Source organism: Jannaschia sp. Os4 (assembly GCF_016820245.1).
Taxonomy (GTDB): Bacteria; Pseudomonadota; Alphaproteobacteria; order Rhodobacterales; family Rhodobacteraceae; genus Jannaschia.
On sequence record NZ_JAFCAR010000004.1, the window covers coordinates 647824 to 663931 of the forward strand.

At 73.4% G+C, this 16108-nt stretch carries 17 protein-coding genes and 1 tRNA gene; 12 read left to right on the forward strand and 6 right to left on the reverse strand.

Annotated features, from left to right (window positions below; translation table 11 throughout):
* Positions 1 to 391: 391 nt before the first annotated feature.
* Positions 392 to 476 (reverse strand) — tRNA-Leu (locus JQC91_RS12070).
* A 46-nt stretch (positions 477 to 522) separates the two neighbouring features.
* Positions 523 to 1416 carry a neutral zinc metallopeptidase gene (locus JQC91_RS12075; protein WP_203287055.1) on the reverse strand — a complete coding sequence of 298 codons (894 nt, stop codon included), beginning with the start codon at positions 1414 to 1416 and terminating at the stop codon, positions 523 to 525.
* 102 nt (positions 1417 to 1518) lie between these two features.
* Here JQC91_RS12075 and JQC91_RS12080 point away from each other — a divergent pair, with 102 nt between their 5' ends.
* The 7 genes from JQC91_RS12080 to JQC91_RS12110 all read left to right on the forward strand — a co-directional run bounded on the left by JQC91_RS12080 (position 1519) and on the right by JQC91_RS12110 (position 8526).
* The gene (locus JQC91_RS12080; RefSeq protein ID WP_203287056.1) at positions 1519 to 2097 is read left to right on the forward strand and encodes a YqaA family protein; all 579 of its coding nucleotides are present in this window, start codon (positions 1519 to 1521) and stop codon (positions 2095 to 2097) included.
* A complete protein-coding gene (locus JQC91_RS12085) occupies positions 2094 to 2582 on the forward strand; it encodes a disulfide bond formation protein B (protein ID WP_203287057.1) in 489 nt (162 codons plus the stop codon). Before JQC91_RS12080 ends, JQC91_RS12085 begins: the two co-directional genes overlap by 4 nt.
* The gene (locus tag JQC91_RS12090; RefSeq protein WP_203287058.1) at positions 2579 to 3775 is read left to right on the forward strand and encodes an aminotransferase; all 1197 of its coding nucleotides are present in this window, start codon (positions 2579 to 2581) and stop codon (positions 3773 to 3775) included. The genes JQC91_RS12085 and JQC91_RS12090 overlap by 4 nt, the downstream gene beginning before the upstream one ends.
* A gap of 152 nt (positions 3776 to 3927) precedes the next feature.
* Complete coding sequence (locus JQC91_RS12095) at positions 3928 to 5817, forward strand: SurA N-terminal domain-containing protein (RefSeq protein ID WP_203287059.1); 1890 nt, start codon at positions 3928 to 3930, stop codon at positions 5815 to 5817.
* On the forward strand, positions 5817 to 7325 hold the full coding sequence (gene trpE / locus JQC91_RS12100) for an anthranilate synthase component I (protein WP_203287060.1): 1509 nt from the start codon (positions 5817 to 5819) through the stop codon (positions 7323 to 7325). The genes JQC91_RS12095 and trpE overlap by 1 nt, the downstream gene beginning before the upstream one ends.
* 43 nt (positions 7326 to 7368) lie before the next feature.
* Complete coding sequence (locus JQC91_RS12105) at positions 7369 to 7875, forward strand: superoxide dismutase family protein (RefSeq protein WP_203287061.1); 507 nt, start codon at positions 7369 to 7371, stop codon at positions 7873 to 7875.
* A gap of 39 nt (positions 7876 to 7914) precedes the next feature.
* Positions 7915 to 8526 carry a glutathione S-transferase gene (locus tag JQC91_RS12110; protein WP_238941482.1) on the forward strand — a complete coding sequence of 204 codons (612 nt, stop codon included), beginning with the start codon at positions 7915 to 7917 and terminating at the stop codon, positions 8524 to 8526.
* A 14-nt stretch (positions 8527 to 8540) separates the two neighbouring features.
* On the opposite strand, the gene JQC91_RS12115 is transcribed toward JQC91_RS12110, so the two are convergent.
* Positions 8541 to 9032 (reverse strand): gluconokinase, encoded by a 492-nt coding sequence (locus JQC91_RS12115; RefSeq protein ID WP_203287062.1) that lies wholly within the window; start codon positions 9030 to 9032, stop codon positions 8541 to 8543.
* 57 nt (positions 9033 to 9089) lie between these two features.
* Between JQC91_RS12115 and JQC91_RS12120 the strand changes: the two genes are divergently transcribed.
* The 5 genes from JQC91_RS12120 to grxD all read left to right on the forward strand — a co-directional run bounded on the left by JQC91_RS12120 (position 9090) and on the right by grxD (position 12936).
* Complete coding sequence (locus JQC91_RS12120) at positions 9090 to 9770, forward strand: DUF1638 domain-containing protein (RefSeq protein ID WP_203287063.1); 681 nt, start codon at positions 9090 to 9092, stop codon at positions 9768 to 9770.
* A 60-nt stretch (positions 9771 to 9830) separates the two neighbouring features.
* Positions 9831 to 12005, forward strand: a complete 2175-nt coding sequence (gene purL, locus JQC91_RS12125; protein ID WP_203287064.1) for a phosphoribosylformylglycinamidine synthase subunit PurL — start codon at positions 9831 to 9833, stop codon at positions 12003 to 12005.
* A gap of 69 nt (positions 12006 to 12074) precedes the next feature.
* The gene (locus JQC91_RS12130) at positions 12075 to 12323 is read left to right on the forward strand and encodes a BolA family transcriptional regulator (RefSeq protein WP_203287065.1); all 249 of its coding nucleotides are present in this window, start codon (positions 12075 to 12077) and stop codon (positions 12321 to 12323) included.
* Between the two features lie 2 nt (positions 12324 to 12325).
* Positions 12326 to 12568 carry a hypothetical protein gene (locus JQC91_RS12135; protein ID WP_203287066.1) on the forward strand — a complete coding sequence of 81 codons (243 nt, stop codon included), beginning with the start codon at positions 12326 to 12328 and terminating at the stop codon, positions 12566 to 12568.
* Positions 12565 to 12936 carry a Grx4 family monothiol glutaredoxin gene (grxD, locus tag JQC91_RS12140; RefSeq protein WP_203287067.1) on the forward strand — a complete coding sequence of 124 codons (372 nt, stop codon included), beginning with the start codon at positions 12565 to 12567 and terminating at the stop codon, positions 12934 to 12936. The genes JQC91_RS12135 and grxD overlap by 4 nt, the downstream gene beginning before the upstream one ends.
* Positions 12937 to 12954: 18 nt before the next feature.
* Here the strand turns inward: grxD and JQC91_RS12145 are convergent, their stop codons facing one another.
* From JQC91_RS12145 to JQC91_RS12155, 3 genes are all read right to left on the reverse strand, one after another.
* Entirely contained in the window at positions 12955 to 13149 is a 195-nt protein-coding gene (locus JQC91_RS12145; RefSeq protein ID WP_203287068.1) for a hypothetical protein, read from the reverse strand.
* Positions 13150 to 13225: 76 nt separating this feature from the next.
* The gene (gene der, locus JQC91_RS12150) at positions 13226 to 14662 is read right to left on the reverse strand and encodes a ribosome biogenesis GTPase Der (protein WP_203287069.1); all 1437 of its coding nucleotides are present in this window, start codon (positions 14660 to 14662) and stop codon (positions 13226 to 13228) included.
* A 120-nt stretch (positions 14663 to 14782) separates the two neighbouring features.
* Positions 14783 to 16093, reverse strand: coding sequence for a PQQ-like beta-propeller repeat protein (locus JQC91_RS12155; RefSeq protein ID WP_203287070.1), 1311 nt, complete (start codon positions 16091 to 16093; stop codon positions 14783 to 14785).
* Positions 16094 to 16108 lie beyond the last annotated feature (15 nt).

Genomic DNA, 16108 nt, shown 5'->3' on the forward strand with positions numbered 1-16108 from the left:
CCCTCCGGGAGCGGATAAACGCCTAGCGGGTTTCTCGTTGTGCTGGAAGCGGTTTGACGACGACGTCGCGACGCAACTCGCCCGATCGCGCGGGCCCGCGGTCGGAATGTGGCCCGAAACGGGCCGTTCGTGCGTGTTTTCGTTTCCAACGACGAAACGATCCCCCGCGAGCGCACATGGATTACGCAGGGTAAACCCCAACGTAGCCGTCATCGGAGGTCCGCCCACGGACGACTGCCTAGATTTCGTGCAGGGGATTGGATCGGCTGGGGAAACGGCAATGCGCCGAGCGCGACGAATTGTCTGTTTTCCAGCGGGAGACGATCGGGGCCGGATTCCCGCCCCATTTCGCCCGCGGCTGGACGGGGACGGCGCGGCGGGGGGGCCGTCTTGGTACCCGCGGCCGGACTCGAACCGGCAAGCCTTGCGGCGGCGGATTTTGAATCCGCTGCGTCTACCAATTCCGCCACGCGGGCACGGGACGAGTGCGGGCCGCCTATGCCGGGCCGTCGCCCGCGTCAATCACAGCCGGTCGGTGCCGAACGTGTCGCAGGCCGCCATGTCCCCCGTCTCCCATCCGGTCGTGAACCAGCGCGAGCGCTGCTCCGAGGTGCCGTGGGTGAAGGTGTGCGGCATCGGCACCCGCCCGGCCCGCTCCGCGAGGTGGTCGTCCCCGATCCGGCGGGCCGCGTTCACGGCCTCGTCCACGTCGCCCGGCTCCAAGGTGCCGAACCGCTGCTGCGCCGCCCGCGCCCAGATGCCGGAGTAGCAGTCCGCCTGAAGCTCGATCCGCACGGAGATCGCGTTCGACTCGCCCTCCGACACCCGCCGCCGGATCGCGTTGGCCTCGCCGAGGAAGCCCAGCTCCTGCTGCACGTGATGGGCCACCTCGTGCGCGACCACGTAGGCGGCGGCGAAGTCGCCCCGCGCGCCCAGCTGCCGCTCCATCGTCGTGAAGAACTCCGTGTCGAGGTAGATCTTCCCGTCCGCGGGGCAGTAGAACGGCCCCGTCGCCCCCGAGGCCCCGCCACAGGGCGACTGGGTCACACCGGAATAGAGCACGAGCGTCGCCGGGTCGTAGGCCCGCCCGACCTGCCGCTGGAACAGGTCAGCCCAGACCTCCTCCGTGTCCGCCAGCACGACGGAAACGAACTGCGCCTCCTGCTGCTCGGCCTCCGAGATGGGGCGCGTCTGCGTCGGCACGCCCGACACGACCTGCCCGCCCCCCGAAAGGAGCGGCGTCACGTCGATCCCGAGGAACCAGCCCAGCGCCAGCACGATGATCAGGCCGAACCCGCCGAGCTTGGCCGTCCCGCCCGCGCGCCCGCCGCCGATCCGCACCGTCCGCCCCCCGAAGCCGCCGCGCCCCCGCCGGTCCTCGATGTTGCGGCTCCCGCGGCGACCTCTCCAGCGCATGGCGCCCTCCTTCCGGCTGTGCGTCACCCTAGCGCACACCCCGGCGGGCCGGTTCCCTCCCCCGCCTTGACCCCTCCCCCGGCTCGTGGTCACGCCCCGCCCATGCTGCGCCGCCTCTACGACTGGACCCTCTCATGGGCCGCCCATCCCCGGGCGCTCTGGGTGCTGGCCGTCGTATCGTTCGCGGAATCCTCCGTCTTCCCGATCCCGCCCGACGTGCTCCTGATCCCGATGGTCCTCGCGCGCCCGGGCCGGGCGTGGCTGACCGCGGGCGTCTGCACGATCGCCTCCGTGGCGGGGGCGCTCCTCGGCTACGCCATCGGCGCCTTCGCATGGGAGGCGGTGGGCCAGCCGGTCCTGACGTGGCTCGGCAAGGGGGACAGCTTCGACACCTTCCGCGCGACCTACGACGACTGGGGCCTGTGGGCGGTCCTCGTCGCCGGCCTCACGCCCTTCCCCTTCAAGGTCATCACGATCCTGTCCGGCGCCCTCGGCATGTCGCTCGCCGCCTTCGTCGCCTCCTCGCTGGTCGCCCGCGGGCTGCGGTTCTTCGTGGTCGCCGCGATCCTGTGGAAGGTCGGCGATCCGGCGCGTCATTTCATCGAGCGCCACCTCGCCCTTGTCTTCGCCGCCGCCCTCGTGGTCCTGATCGGGGGCATCTGGGGGATCCGTTTCCTGTGAGACCGCTGCTCGCCACCGCGACGACCGGCCACGCCGCCCTGCTCGGCGGGGCCTTCCTGTTCCAGCTCGCGGGCTACGCCCCCTGCGCGATGTGCCTCTGGCAGCGCTGGCCCCACGCGGCGGCGATCCTGCTGGGCATCCTCGCGCTGTCCACCGGGATGCCGCGCCTGATGGCCGGGCTCGCCGCCCTCGCCGCCGCGACGACGGCCGCCATCGGCGCGTTCCACGCGGGCGTCGAGCAGGGCTGGTGGGACGGCCCGTCGTCCTGCACGGGCGGGGGGGACGGCATCGGCGGCCTGTCCGGGGCCGACCTGCTGTCGACCGCAGTCACCGACGCCGTCGTCATGTGCGACGAGATCGCCTGGTCCTTCGCGGGCCTCTCCATGGCGGGCTGGAACGCGATGTTCTCCGTCGCCCTCGCCTGCATCTGGATCGCGGCCGCCCGCGCGCCCGAGACCGACCCCGAGGAGTCCATCGCCGCATGATCCCCACCAACCCGGACGTCGCCGCCACCACCCCGCCCCCGGTGATGGAGGCGCGGCGCTGGATCGAGGCCACCACGTTCTCCGCCGACCGCCCGCTCCTCAACCTGTCCCAAGCCGCGCCCGCGGACCCGCCGCCCGACGCCCTGCGCACCGAGATGGCGCGCATCCTCGTCGAGGAGACGGAGCCCCACCTCTACGGCCCCGTCCTCGGCCTGCCCGCCCTGCGCGCCCGCGTCGCGGCCGACTGGACGGCGGCCTATGGCGGCGCGGTCCGGCCCGAGCAGGTCGCCATCACCTCGGGCTGCAACCAAGCCTTCACCGCGATCATGGCCACGCTCGCCGCGCGCGGGGACGAGGTGATCCTGCCGACGCCGTGGTACTTCAACCACAAGATGTGGCTCGACATGCAGGGCGTCACCACCCGCCCCTTGGAGACCAGCCCCGACCTCCTGCCCGACCCGGAGGCGGCGGAGGCGCTCGTCACGCCCAAGACCCGCGCCATCGTCCTCGTGACGCCCAACAATCCCGGCGGCGTGGAATACCCCGCCGCGACGGTCGCCGCCTTCCGCGACCTCGCCCGGCGCCACGGCCTCGCCCTCGTGATCGACGAGACCTACCGCGACTTCGACGCGCGGGACGCTGCGCCTCATGACCTCTTCGCCGACCCGGACTGGGACGACACGGTCGTGCACCTCTATTCCTTCTCCAAGGCCTACCGCCTGACCGGCCACCGCGTCGGCGCCGTCTGCGCGTCCGAGGACCGGCTCGCGCAGGTCGAGAAGTGGCTCGACACGGTGACCATCTGCCCCAACGGCCTCGGCCAGCGCGCCGCGCTCTGGGGGATGGAGAACCTCTCCGGCTGGCTCGCGGGCGAGCGCCGCGAGATCCTCTCCCGCCGCGACGCGATGGAGGACGGGTTCGCCGGCCTGCCGGAATGGCGCCTGCTCGGCTGCGGCGCCTACTTCGCCTATGTCCGCCACCCTTGGGACGCGTCCTCGACCGAGGTGGCCAAGGCCCTCGTCGACCGCGCCGCGCTGCTGACGCTGCCGGGCACCATGTTCGGCCCCCTCCGCGCCGAGGGCGGGACGGGCCGCGCCGAAGTCACCCTGCGCATCGCCTTCGCCAACGCCGACCGCGACGGCATCGCCGTCCTCTTCGACCGCCTGCGCGAGGTCACGGCCGCCGGTCTCTGACGCCCGGCCCGGACCCCGCCCCGGCGCGGCGCGTCCGCCTCGGGGATGAACCAGGGGGGTGCACGGGGGGCGCCGCCCTCCGGCCCCCGTCTTGCCCCCGCCCCCGCACGCCCCTATCCCGTCGCCCGGAACACCGAGGGGGACGCGGACAGATGGCCAGCCAAGACGAAGAGCGGCACGAGAAGCGCAAGAAGCGCAAGGCGTCCAACGCCCTCGTCTGGGCGATCCTCGCGCTCCTGATCCTCGCCCTCGGCGGCTTCGGGATCGGCGGCTTCGGGGGAACCGTCCGCTCCGTCGCCGAGGTCGGCGACGTGGAGGTCGACGCCACCACCTACGCCCGCGCCCTCCAGTCCGAGCAGCGCCGGCTGGCGCAGGCCACCGGCGGCGCGATCGGCGTCCCCGAGATGCGGGCCTTGGGCCTCGACGCGCAGGTCCTGCAGCGCCTCCTCGCCGCCGCCGCCTTGGAGGACGAGGCCGACGACCTCGCCATCTCCGTGGGCGACGCCGAGGTGGCGCGGGCCATCCGCGAGAACGGCGCCTTCGGCGGGGTCTCCGGCAGGTTCGACCGCGAGGGCTATGCCGCCGTTCTCCGCCAGAACGGCCTGACCGAGCGCCAGTTCGAGGCCCGCACCCGCTCCGACCTCGCCTCCTCCGTGCTGCAGGACGCCGTCCTCGGGGGCATCCGCGCGCCCGACGCGCAGGCCGAGTTCTTCGCCGCGTGGCTCTCGGAATCCCGGGACGCCACCCTCGCGGACGTCACCGTCTCGATGCTGGAGGGCGGCCCCCTCGCGCCCTCCGACGACGACCTCGCCACGTTCCTCGAGGCCGAGGCCGACCGGTTCCGCACCCCCGAGCGCAAGCGCCTCACCTACGCATGGCTCGATCCCGCCACCGTGGCGCGCGGCATGGATGTCTCCGCCGAGGACCTGACGGCGGCCTACGAGGCCCGCGCCGACGAGTTCCGCCGCCCCGCCCGCGTCCTCGCCGAGCGGCTCGCCTTCGCCGACGCCGAGGCCGCCGCCGCGGCCCGCGCCGAGATCGAGGCGGGCGAGAGCACCTTCGACGCCCTCGTGGAGGCCCGCGGCCTGACCTTGGAGGACGTGGACCAAGGCGAGCTCTCCGCCGACGACCTCTCGGACGCCGCCGCCGCGGCCGTCTTCGCGCTCACCGAGCCCGGCCTCGCCGGTCCCGTCGAGACGCCGCTGGGGCCCGCGCTCTTCCGCGTCAACGCCGTGCTCGACGCCTCCGAGACACCGCTTGCGGAGGTCGAGGACGAGCTGCGACTCGAGATCGCCGCCGAGCGCGCCGAGCGCGAGATCGAGGGCCTGCGCGACACGATGGACGACCTGCTCGCGGGCGGGGCCACGCTGGAGGAGCTGGAGGCCGAGATCGGCGCCACGGTCGCCACGCTCGACTGGTTCGACGGCGCCTCCGAGGGGCCGGCGGGCTATGCCGCGCTGCGGCAAGCTGCGTCCGAGGTCCAGGAGGGCGACTTCCCCGAGGTGATCGACCTCGACGACGGGGGCCTGATCGCCATCCGCCTTGACGAGACCCTGCCCGCCGAACTGCCCGCGCTCGACGAGATCCGCGACGAGGTGGCCGCCGTGTGGACGGCTGCCTCCACGCGCGAGCGGCTGGAGGACCGCGCCCGCGCCCTCGCCGGGCAACTGCGCGACGGGGCCACGTTCGAGGAGCTGGGCCTGACGCCCGTCCCTGCCGAGGACGCCGAGCGGGCCACGCCCCTGCCGGGCCGCGCCCCCGCGGTGACCGACGCCCTGTTCGAGCTGTCGGAGCCGGGCGAGGTGGCGGCGCTCGCAGGCGACGACCTGTCCGCGACGATCGTCCGGCTGGACGCCATCGACGTGCCCGACCTCGGCGAGGGCGAGGCCGCCGCGCTGGTCGACACGGTACGCGCCCAGCTGACGCGCGGCTATGCCGAGGACCTGTTCGAGGCCTATGGCCGCGCGGTCCAGCAGGGCGCGGGCGTGCAGGTGAACCAAGCGGCGGTGAACGCGGTGCTGTCCCAGCTCGGCGGCCTCTGATGCAGCCCGCCTTCGACGCGTTCGCCCCCGCCTTCGAGCGGGGCGAGAACCAGGTCCTGTGGACGACGCTGCCCGCCGACCTCGACACGCCGGTATCCCTGTTCCTGAAGCTGGCCGAGGCCGCGCCGTGGTCCTTCGTGCTGGAGTCGGTCACGGGCGGCGAGGTGCGCGGCCGCTACTCCATCGTGGGGATGCGCCCCGACCTGATCTGGCAGTGCCGGGGCGAGACCTCGCGCGTCAACCGCTCGGCCCGCTGGGACCCTGACGCGTGGGAGGACACGGGCGCGCCCCTGGAGGCCCTGCGCGCGCTCATCGCGGAGAGCCGAGTCGACCTGCCCGAGGGCCTGCCGGCGGCCAGCGCGGGCCTCTTCGGCTATCTTGGCTACGACATGATCCGGCTGGTGGAGCGGCTGCCCCAGACGAACCCCGACCCGCTGGACCTGCCCGACGCCACGCTGGTGCGCCCCTCCGTCGTCGCGGTGCTGGACGGCGTGAAGGGCGAGGTGACGCTGGTGGCGCCGGTCTGGGCCGGGTCGGGCAGCGCCCGCGCCGCCTATGCGCAGGCCGCCGAGCGGCTGCAGGACGCGCTCGCCTCCCTCGACCGCGCCATCCCCGAGACGCGCGACGTGTTCGGGGCCGGGGCCGAGCCCTACGACCCCGGCGAAGGCGTCTCGAACTTCACGCGCGCCGGCTACCACGCCGCCGTGGAGCGCGCGCGCGACTACATCGCGGCGGGCGACATCTTCCAGGTGGTGCCGTCGCAGCGCTGGACGCACGACTTCCCGCTGCCCCCCTTCGCGCTCTACCGCGCCTTGCGGCGGACGAACCCCTCGCCCTTCATGTTCTACCTCGACATGGGCGGCTTCCAGATCGTCGGCGCCTCCCCCGAGATCCTCGTGCGCGCCTTCGACGGCGAGGTCACGATCCGGCCCATCGCGGGCACCCGCAGGCGCGGCGCCACCCCCGAGGAGGACCGCGCGCTGGAGGCCGACCTGCTGTCGGACGAGAAGGAGCGGGCCGAGCACCTGATGCTGCTGGACCTCGGGCGCAACGACGTGGGCCGGGTCGCCAAGATCGGCACCGTGCGCCCGACCGAGGAGTTCATCGTCGAGCGCTACAGCCACGTCATGCACATCGTGTCCAACGTGGTGGGCGAGCTGGCGGAGGAGCACGACGCGCTCTCGGCCCTGCTCGCGGGCCTGCCCGCGGGGACCGTGTCGGGCGCCCCTAAGGTCCGCGCGATGGAGATCATCGAGGAACTGGAGCCCGAGAAGCGCGGCGTTTACGGCGGGGGCTGCGGCTACTTCGGGGCGAACGGCGACATGGACATGTGCATCGCCCTGCGGACGGCGGTGGTGAAGGACCGCAAGCTCTACGTGCAGGCGGGCGGCGGCGTCGTCTGGGACAGCGACCCCGAGGCCGAGTTCCAGGAGACGGTGAACAAGTCCAACGCCATCCGCGCGGCGGCGGCCGAGGCCGGTCGCTTCGCGGGGCGGGGGAACCGCTAGGGCGCCCGCGCGTATCTTCGGGCAACCTCAGGGAGACCCACAGATGCGCCTCGCCCCCTTCGCCGCCGCCGTCCTGCTCGCCGCCCCCGCCTTCGCGGACGGGCACGTGATCGAGAACCTGTCGGGCACGCTCCTCGACCGCGAGGGCAACAACATCGGCTCGGTCGCCGTGCTGCAGACCGCGTCCGGGATCGTGCGCCTGACCGTGGCGGGCATCGACATGGAGCCGGGCGCCTACGGCATCCACTTCCACGAGACCGGGGTCTGCGAGGGCGACTTCTCCTCGGCGGGCGGCCATATCGGCGAGGGCGACTCGAACCACGGCCTCGTCGCAGGCGGGCCGCATGCGGGCGACAACCCGAACGGCTTCGTCCCCGAGGGCGCGACGGCGCTGAACTACGAATCGTTCAACGAGCGCATCTCCTTCGAACAGCTGCTCGACGCGGACGGCGCGGCGCTGATCGTGCATTCCGGGCCCGACGACTACGTCTCCCAGCCATCGGGCGACGCGGGCGACCGGATCGCCTGCTCCGTGCTCGAGAACGACTGACGCTTGCCCTCCGGCGCCCGCCCGCGACAGGGTGGGCGCATGATCACGCTGCACCTCGCCCGGGGGACCATCGCCCTCGCCGCCCACGCCGCCTTGGAGGTCACGGGGCTCGACCACCGCCTCGCATGGGTCGACTTCCGCGCCGCCGAGCAGCGGGGCGAGGCCTACGCGCGGGTGAACCCGAAGGGCCGCGTGCCCGCGCTGGAGACCGATCGCGGCATCCTGACCGAGACGCCCGCGATCCTCGAATGGATCGCGCAGGCGGCGCCGGATGCGGGCCTGATGCCCGCCGACCCGTGGCAGGCGGCCAAGGCGCGGGCATGGATGGCGTGGTGCGCCTCGACGGCCCACGTGAACCACGCCCACAAGATGCGCGGCGCGCGCTGGGCCGACGACGAGGCCGCGTGGGCGGCCATGACGGCGAAGGTGCCGCAGACGATGCTGGAGACCGCACGATTTGCCGAGGCGGGCATGGAGGGGGCGTTCCTTCTCGGGGACGCGCCCACGGTCGCGGACCTGCACTGGTTCGCCATCGCCCGCTGGCTGGAGGGCGACGGCGTCGACCTCTCGGCGGTGCCGGGCGTGGCGGCGCACATGTCGCGGATGCGGGAGGTGCCGGGCGTGGCGCGGGCCGAGGCGATGCACGGCTGAGCCGCGCCGCGCCGCTAGCCGACGGTCCGCACCCACGCCGCCGCCTGCCGCACGATCACCTCCGGCGGCTCGCGCAGATCGAACGTCCGGGCGCACTCGTCCGGCCCCGGCATCTCCAGCGTCTCCAACTGGCTGTCGAGCAGGGAGACCGGCATGAAATGCCCTTCCCGCGCCGCCATGCGCGCGGCGATCACCGCCTTGGGGCCATGCAGGTGGACGAACGCCACGGCGCCCGCCGCCGCCTCGATCCGCCGCCGGTAGGCCGCCTTCAGCGCGGAGCACGCGACCACCACCGGCCCCTCCGCCCGCGCCATCTCCGCCCCAATGGCGTCCAGCCACGGCCAGCGGTCCGCGTCCGTAAGCGGCGTGCCACGGGCCATCTTCGCACGGTTCGCCTCCGGGTGCAGGTCGTCGCCGTCCACGAACCTACCGCCGAGCGCCTCGGCCAGCATCGCGCCCGTCAGGCTCTTGCCCGTGGACGTGACGCCCATCACGATGACCTTCATGCGCGGCCCTCCCGCTCCGGGGGTAGGCCGCCGCCCGCAGCGCGCGCAAGGACCCCGATGGACCAGCCCCCCAGACGACGCGGCGGACGCGCGGGACGGCAGGCGACGGCCCGTCCCGACACCGCCGAGGCGCCGACGCTCCGCGCGCCGCTTCTGCCCTCGGGCGCAGGGTCGGTGCTGGTGATCGCCTGCGGGGCGCTGGCGCGCGAGGTGCTGGCCGTGAAGCGGCAGGCGGGGCTTGGGCATGTCGACCTCCACTGCCTGCCCGCGATCCTGCACAACCGCCCCGAGCGCATCGCCCCCGCCGTGTCGAACGCGCTGGACGCGGCCACCGCCTACGACCGCGTGTTCGTGGCCTATGGCGATTGCGGCACCGGGGGCGCATTGGCCGCGCTCTGCACCGCGCGCGGGGTGGAGATGCTGCCCGGCGCGCATTGCTACGCCTTCTTCGAGGGCATCGAGGCCTTCGCCGCCCGCGACGACGGGGCGGCGTTCTACCTCACGGACTTCCTCGCGGCGCAGTTCGACGCCTTCGTCACGCAGCCACTGGGCCTCGACCGCCACCCGGAGCTGCGGGACGCGTATTTCGGAAACTACCGCGCGCTCGTCTACCTCGCGCAGACGGACGACCCGGCGCTGGACGCGAAGGCCGAGGCGGCCGCCGCGACGCTGGGGCTGGCCTACGAGCGGCGGCGCACCGGGTTCGGGGCGCTGGGGGCGGCGGTGGCGGCCCTTTAGGACGCGGCCGGGGCCCGCCGTGCCTTCCCCCCTCCCCGCCGCCACGGTAAGGCGCGCCCCATGACCGAGCCCGCCATCACGCCCGACCTGATCGCCGCCCACGGCATCACGCCCGACGAGTACGACCGCCTCCTCGCGATGCTGGACGGGCGCGCGCCGTCCTTCACCGAACTCGGCATCGTCTCGGCGATGTGGAACGAGCACTGCTCCTACAAATCGTCGAAGAAGTGGCTCCGCACCCTGCCCACCGAAGGGCCGCAGGTCGTGATCGGGCCGGGCGAGAACGCGGGCGTGGTCGCCATCGGGCCGGACGCGGACGGCAACGAGCTGGTCTGCGTCTTCAAGATGGAGAGCCACAACCACCCCTCCTACATCGAGCCCTACCAAGGGGCGGCGACGGGCGTGGGCGGCATCCTGCGCGACGTGTTCACCATGGGCGCGCGCCCCGTGGCGGCGATGAACGCGCTCAGCTTCGGGCGGATCGACCACCCCAAGACCCGCCGCCTCGTCCACGGGGTCGTGGCGGGCGTGGGCGGCTACGGCAACGCCTTCGGCGTTCCCACCGTGGGGGGCGAGCTGCGCTTCCACCGCTCCTACGACGGCAACTGCCTCGTGAACGCCTTCGCCGCCGGGATCGCCCGGCGCGACGCGATCTTCACCTCCGCCGCGGCGGGCGTGGGACGCCCGGTCGTCTATCTCGGCGCCAAGACGGGCCGCGACGGCGTGGGCGGGGCGACGATGGCGTCGGCCGAGTTCGACGACACCATCGAGGAGAAGCGGCCCACCGTGCAGGTGGGCGACCCCTTCACCGAGAAGCGGCTGATGGAGGCGACGCTGGAGCTGATGGCCACGGGCGCCGTCGTCGCGATCCAGGACATGGGCGCCGCCGGCCTGACCTGCTCGGCCGTCGAGATGGGGGACAAGGGCGGCCTCGGCATCCGCCTCAACCTCGACGACGTGCCCCAGCGCGAGGCGGCGATGACCGCCTACGAGATGATGCTGTCCGAGAGCCAGGAGCGGATGCTCATGGTCCTCGACCCCGCGCTCGAGGCCGAGGCGCGCGCCGTGTTCGACAAGTGGGACCTCGACTTCGCCATCGTCGGCGAGACCATCCCCGAGGACCGCTTCGTCGTGCTGCACCGCGGCGAGACCAAGGCCGACCTCCCGCTCTCGAAGCTGTCGTCCGAGGCGCCGGAATACGACCGCCCGTGGACCCCCACGCCGCCGCCCGCGCCGCTGGGCACCGTCCCCGAGATGGACCCGCTAGACGCGCTGCGCGCGCTGATCGGCGGGCCGAACCACTGCGCCCGCGACTGGGTCGTGCGGCAATACGACACCCAGGTGATGGCGGACACGGTCGTGCTGCCCGGTCGCGACGCGGGCGTGATCCGCATCCACGGCACCGACCGCGGCCTCGCCTTCACCGCGGACGTCACGCCCCGCTACGTGCTGGCCGACCCCGAGGCGGGCGGGCGGCAGGCGGTGGCCGAGGCCTATCGCAACCTCGTGGCGCGCGGCGCGCGGCCCTTGGCCACGACCGACAACCTCAACTTCGGCAACCCCGAGAAGCCCGAGATCATGGGCCAGTTCGTCGGCGCGATCCGGGGCATCGGCGAAGCCTGCCGCGCCCTCGACATGCCGATCGTGTCGGGCAACGTCAGCCTCTACAACGAGACGGACGGCACCGGCATCGACCCCACGCCGACCATCGGCGCGGTGGGCCTCATCGATCAGCTGTCCCACGCCATCGACGGGCGCGCCCGCACCGGCCACGTGGCCCTCCTGCTTGGCGGCGAGGGTACCCATCTGGGACGGTCCGCGCTCCTCGCCGAGACGGGCTTCGAGGATGGCGCGCCGCCGCCGGTCGATCTCGACGCGGAGGGCCGGCACGGCCGGTTCGTCCTCGACAACGTCGCCCTGATCGCCGCGTGCGCCGACGTGTCCGACGGCGGCCTCGCCTTGGCGGCGTTCCAGCTGGCGGAGGAGGGGGGCGTCGGCCTGACGCTCGACCTCGAGGGCCTTCCCGCCCTCTTCGGCGAGGACCAAGGCCGCTACGTGATCGCCTGCACGATGGCGGCCGCCGAGACGCTGATGGAGAAGGCGGGCGCGGCGGACGTGCCACTATCGATGGTCGGGCAGTTCGGCGGCGCCGAGGTGCGCTTGGGGCGGGCGGTCGGCCAGATGGCGGACCTGTCGGCGACCTATCGCGGCGCGCTGGCGGATGCCGTGGCCTGAGGCCGCCCCCTCTGGCGCCCCCGCGGCCCGGGCTGTATCCTCACCCGACCCCACGCGCGGAGGACCCCCATGGCGATGCAGGCCCACGAGATCGAGGCGCTGATCCGCGACGCCTTCCCGGAGGCGCAGATCACCATCACCGACCTCGCCGGCGACGGGAACCACTATGCCGCGGAGGTCATCGACGACAGCTTCCGGGGCCTCACCCGCGTGGCGCAGCAGCGCGCCGTCTACGCCGCGCTCAAGGGCAAGATGGACGGTCCCTCCGGCGAGCTGCACGCCCTCGCCTTGACCACCCGCGCGCCCCTGCCCACCTGACCATGGAGTTCGCGCTCTCCGCCCTGATCGCTGGAGGCATCCTCGTGGTGCTGGCGGTGCGGGCCGTCTTCGTCGTCCGGTCCGAGCCCGACCGCCCGCGCGGCGTCGAGCCGGGCGAGGGCTACACCAAGATCCTGTCCGAGTACTCCTCGGGCGTGGGCGGCGGCGAGCGCCTGATAACCCGGGTCCCCCGCGACCCCGACGCCTACGCGCGGGCCTTCGTGCCCCGGAAGGAGAGACGATGAACACGACCACGGATGCCGCGACCCGCATCGAGGACATGGTGAAGGCGAGCGACGTCGTCCTCTTCATGAAGGGCACCAAGGCGATGCCGCAATGCGGCTTCTCCGCCAAGGTGGCGGGCGTGCTGAACTACATGGAGGTCGAGTACGGCGACGTGAACGTGCTCGAGGACGCCGATATCCGGCAAGGGATCAAGGACTTCTCCGACTGGCCGACCATCCCGCAGCTCTACGTGAAGGGCGAGTTCGTGGGCGGCTGCGACATCGTCACCGAGATGGTCCTGTCGGGCGAGCTGGATGACATGCTGGCCGCCAAGGGCGTGGCCTTCGACAAGCAGGCCGCCGACCGCATCCGCGAGCACAACGCCTGAGGGGCCGGGGGCCGGGACCTAGAGCCCGACCACCGACCGGATCGTGATCCACGTCTGGGCGAGCTGCGCCTTGCCCTGCACGACCCGCGCCGACAGGTTCACCTCCTCGCTGCCCGCCATCACGAGGATGACGGTCACCGCCGTCAGGAACATCGCGGTGGAGGACACCCATTCGCGCGTCGCGCCGCTCTCGTCGTAAAGGAACCGCTCCATCGGTCCATCCTTCGTCAACCAACGGATCGACTCTAAGGGATGATTCGGGCGCGGGCGGGGCGGGAGTTCGGCGCGATCAGCGCCGCCCCTCGATATGCTTGCGCAGCTTGGACGGCCCCGCCTTCTTGCGGTCCTTGTAGGGGTTCGCGTCCCCCTGCCCCCGCAGGTGCAGGCGGATCGGCGTGCCGGGCATGTCGAAATCCTCGCGCAGCCCGTTGACGAGGTAGCGCGAGTACGCCTCCGGCACCCCGTCGGGGATCGAGCACATCACCACGAAGCCCGGCGGACGCGTCTTGGCCTGCGTCATGTAGCGCATCTTGATGCGCCGCCCGCCCGGCGCGGGGGGCGGGTGCGCCGCGACCATGCCCTCCAGCCAGCGGTTCAGCTTCGCCGTGGGCACCCGGCGGTTCCACGTCTCGTGCGCGCGCACGACGGCGGCGTGCAGCCGGTCCAGCCCCCGCCCCGTCCGCGCGGACACCGTCACGAGCGGCGCGCCCCGCAGCTGCGGCAGCAGGCGCTCGAACGCCTCCTTCAGCGCGGCGAGCTTGCCCTGCCGGTCCTCCTCGACGTCCCACTTGTTCACGGCCACGACCACCGCCCGCCCCTCTCGCGCGGCGAGGTCGGCGATGCGCAGGTCCTGCTGCTCGAAGGGGATCGCGGCGTCGAGCAGGACGATCACCACCTCGGCGAACTTCACCGCGCGCAGCCCGTCCGAGACCGAGAGCTTCTCCAGCTTCTCCTGCACCTTCGCCTTCTTCCGCATCCCGGCGGTGTCGAAGATGCGCGTGGGCGTCCCGTTCCAGTCCAGCGACAGCGCGATGGCGTCCCGCGTGATCCCCGCCTCCGGCCCCGTCAGAAGCCGGTCGGTCCCGAGGATCGCGTTGATGAGCGTCGACTTCCCCGCGTTGGGCCGCCCCACGACGGCCACCTGCAGCGGCTTCTTCGCGGTCGGGCGCCATTCCTCGGCATCCTCGACGGCGACCTCCACCTCGGCCTCCTCGGCGGGGTTCGCGGCCTCCCACGCGTCGAACAGGGGCGCGAGCCGGGCCACGAGGTCGGCCATCCCCTCGCCGTGCTCGGCCGAGAGCGGCACCGGCTCGCCGAGCCCCAGCTCCCACGCCTCGATCAGCCCCGCCTCGCCCGCGCGGCCCTCGGCCTTGTTGGCGGCGAGGATCACCTCGACGTCTCGCTTGCGCAGCAGGTCCGCGAAGTCCCGGTCCACCGGCGTCAGCCCCGTGCGCGCGTCCACGAGGAACAGGCAGGCGTCCGCCATGCCCACCGCCCTCTCGGTCAGGCGCCGCATCCGCCCCTCGAGGCTGTCGTCCGTGGCGTCCTCCAGGCCGGCCGTGTCCACGACGGTGAACCGCATCCCCGCCAGCCGCGCCTCGCCCTCGCGCAGGTCGCGCGTCACGCCGGGGCGGTCGTCCACGAGCGCGAGCCGCTTGCCGACCAGCCGGTTGAACAGCGTGGACTTGCCCACGTTGGGGCGGCCGACGATGGCGAGGGTGAACATGGAGGGCCTCCGGAGGTCAGGCGGCCCACATAGGGGAGGCGGCGGAAAAGGTGTAGGGCGGCGTTCGCCCCGCCGCGGCCGACGTCCCGTCGGGCCCGTCCGCCGACCGCGCCGTCCCGCTCAGCGGTAGGCGTGGAGCAGCCCCTTGCGCGACACCACGTACATGACGTCGCCCACCACGATGGGCCGCGACGCCGCGCCGCCCGCGATGGGCAGGCTCGCGCTCACCGCGCCCGACGCGGGGTCGAAGCCCCGGACCTGCCCGTCCCCGGACGCGACCCAAAGGCGCCCGCCGGCCAGCACCGGGCCGTGATGGCCGTAGATGCCCTTGCGCCGCCGCAGCCGGTCGTTGCGGAAGAACGGCAGGTCGGCGCGCCAGACGACCTCGCCGGTGGCGGCGTCCATGCGGACGAGCTGCGCCCGGTCGGTGACCGCGAAGACCGCGCCGCCCGCGACCGCCATCGGGCTGATGGCGCCCTCGCGCGCGGTCCAGACCCGCTCGCCCGACTGGGGGTCGATGGCGACGATGCGCCCGCCCGCCGTGCCGGCGTAGACCGTGCCGTTCGCGACGACCGGGTCGCCCGTGATGTCGCCCACGTCGTTGTAGGCCACGCCCGCCCGCTCGCCCGAGATCGCCGCGCCCCACGCGCGCAGCCCGCTGTCGGCCAAGGCCCCCACCACCTCGGCCGAGGCGAAGGGCAGGATGGCGAGGCGGCCCGTCAGCGCCGGGGCGGGCGCGGTGGCCATCGCCTGCGTCGCGGGGGTGGCGGACACGTCCCAGCGGATGCGGCCCGTGTCCGCGTCCAGCGACCACGCGCGGTTGTCGCGGCTGACCACGTAGACGCGGCCCCCCTGCGCCTTGGGCGCGGTAACGGGCGCGTCCAGCCGCTGGGTCCAGCGGCGCGCCCCCGTGGCCGCGTCCAGCGCATGCAGGCGCCCGTAGCCCGTGGTGGCGAAAAGCGTGCCGTCCACCACCGCGAGGCCGCCGCCCGCGGCATCCCGCGCCTTGTCGCCCGACGGCACGAGCGAAGCGGACCACACCTTGCCCCCGCCGGCGGAGGTGGCGGTGACCATCGACTGGCTGTCCATCGTGAAGACCAGCCGCCCGTCGCTCACGGGGTCCGTGGCGATCCGCTGGCGGCGCGAGTCGCCCGATCCGATCCGGGTCGCGAAGAGCGGCTGCGGCGCGCCCGACAGCCGCGCGTGCCCGGGGTCGTTGTCGGCGTCGCCGACCCGCATGGGCCACGCGGCGCGGCTGACCTGCGCGGGCAGCGAGATCGGGACCGGCCCGACCGCCCCGTCGGCGGAGGCGACGACCGGCAGCGCGTCCTGCGGGCGGACGTCGATCCGCTCGCCGGGCAGCAGGACCTCGCGCTCGCTGCAGGCCCCGAGGGCCAGGGACGCGCCAAGAAGCAGTGCCGTGAACCGCATGGGGAGACCCCTTTC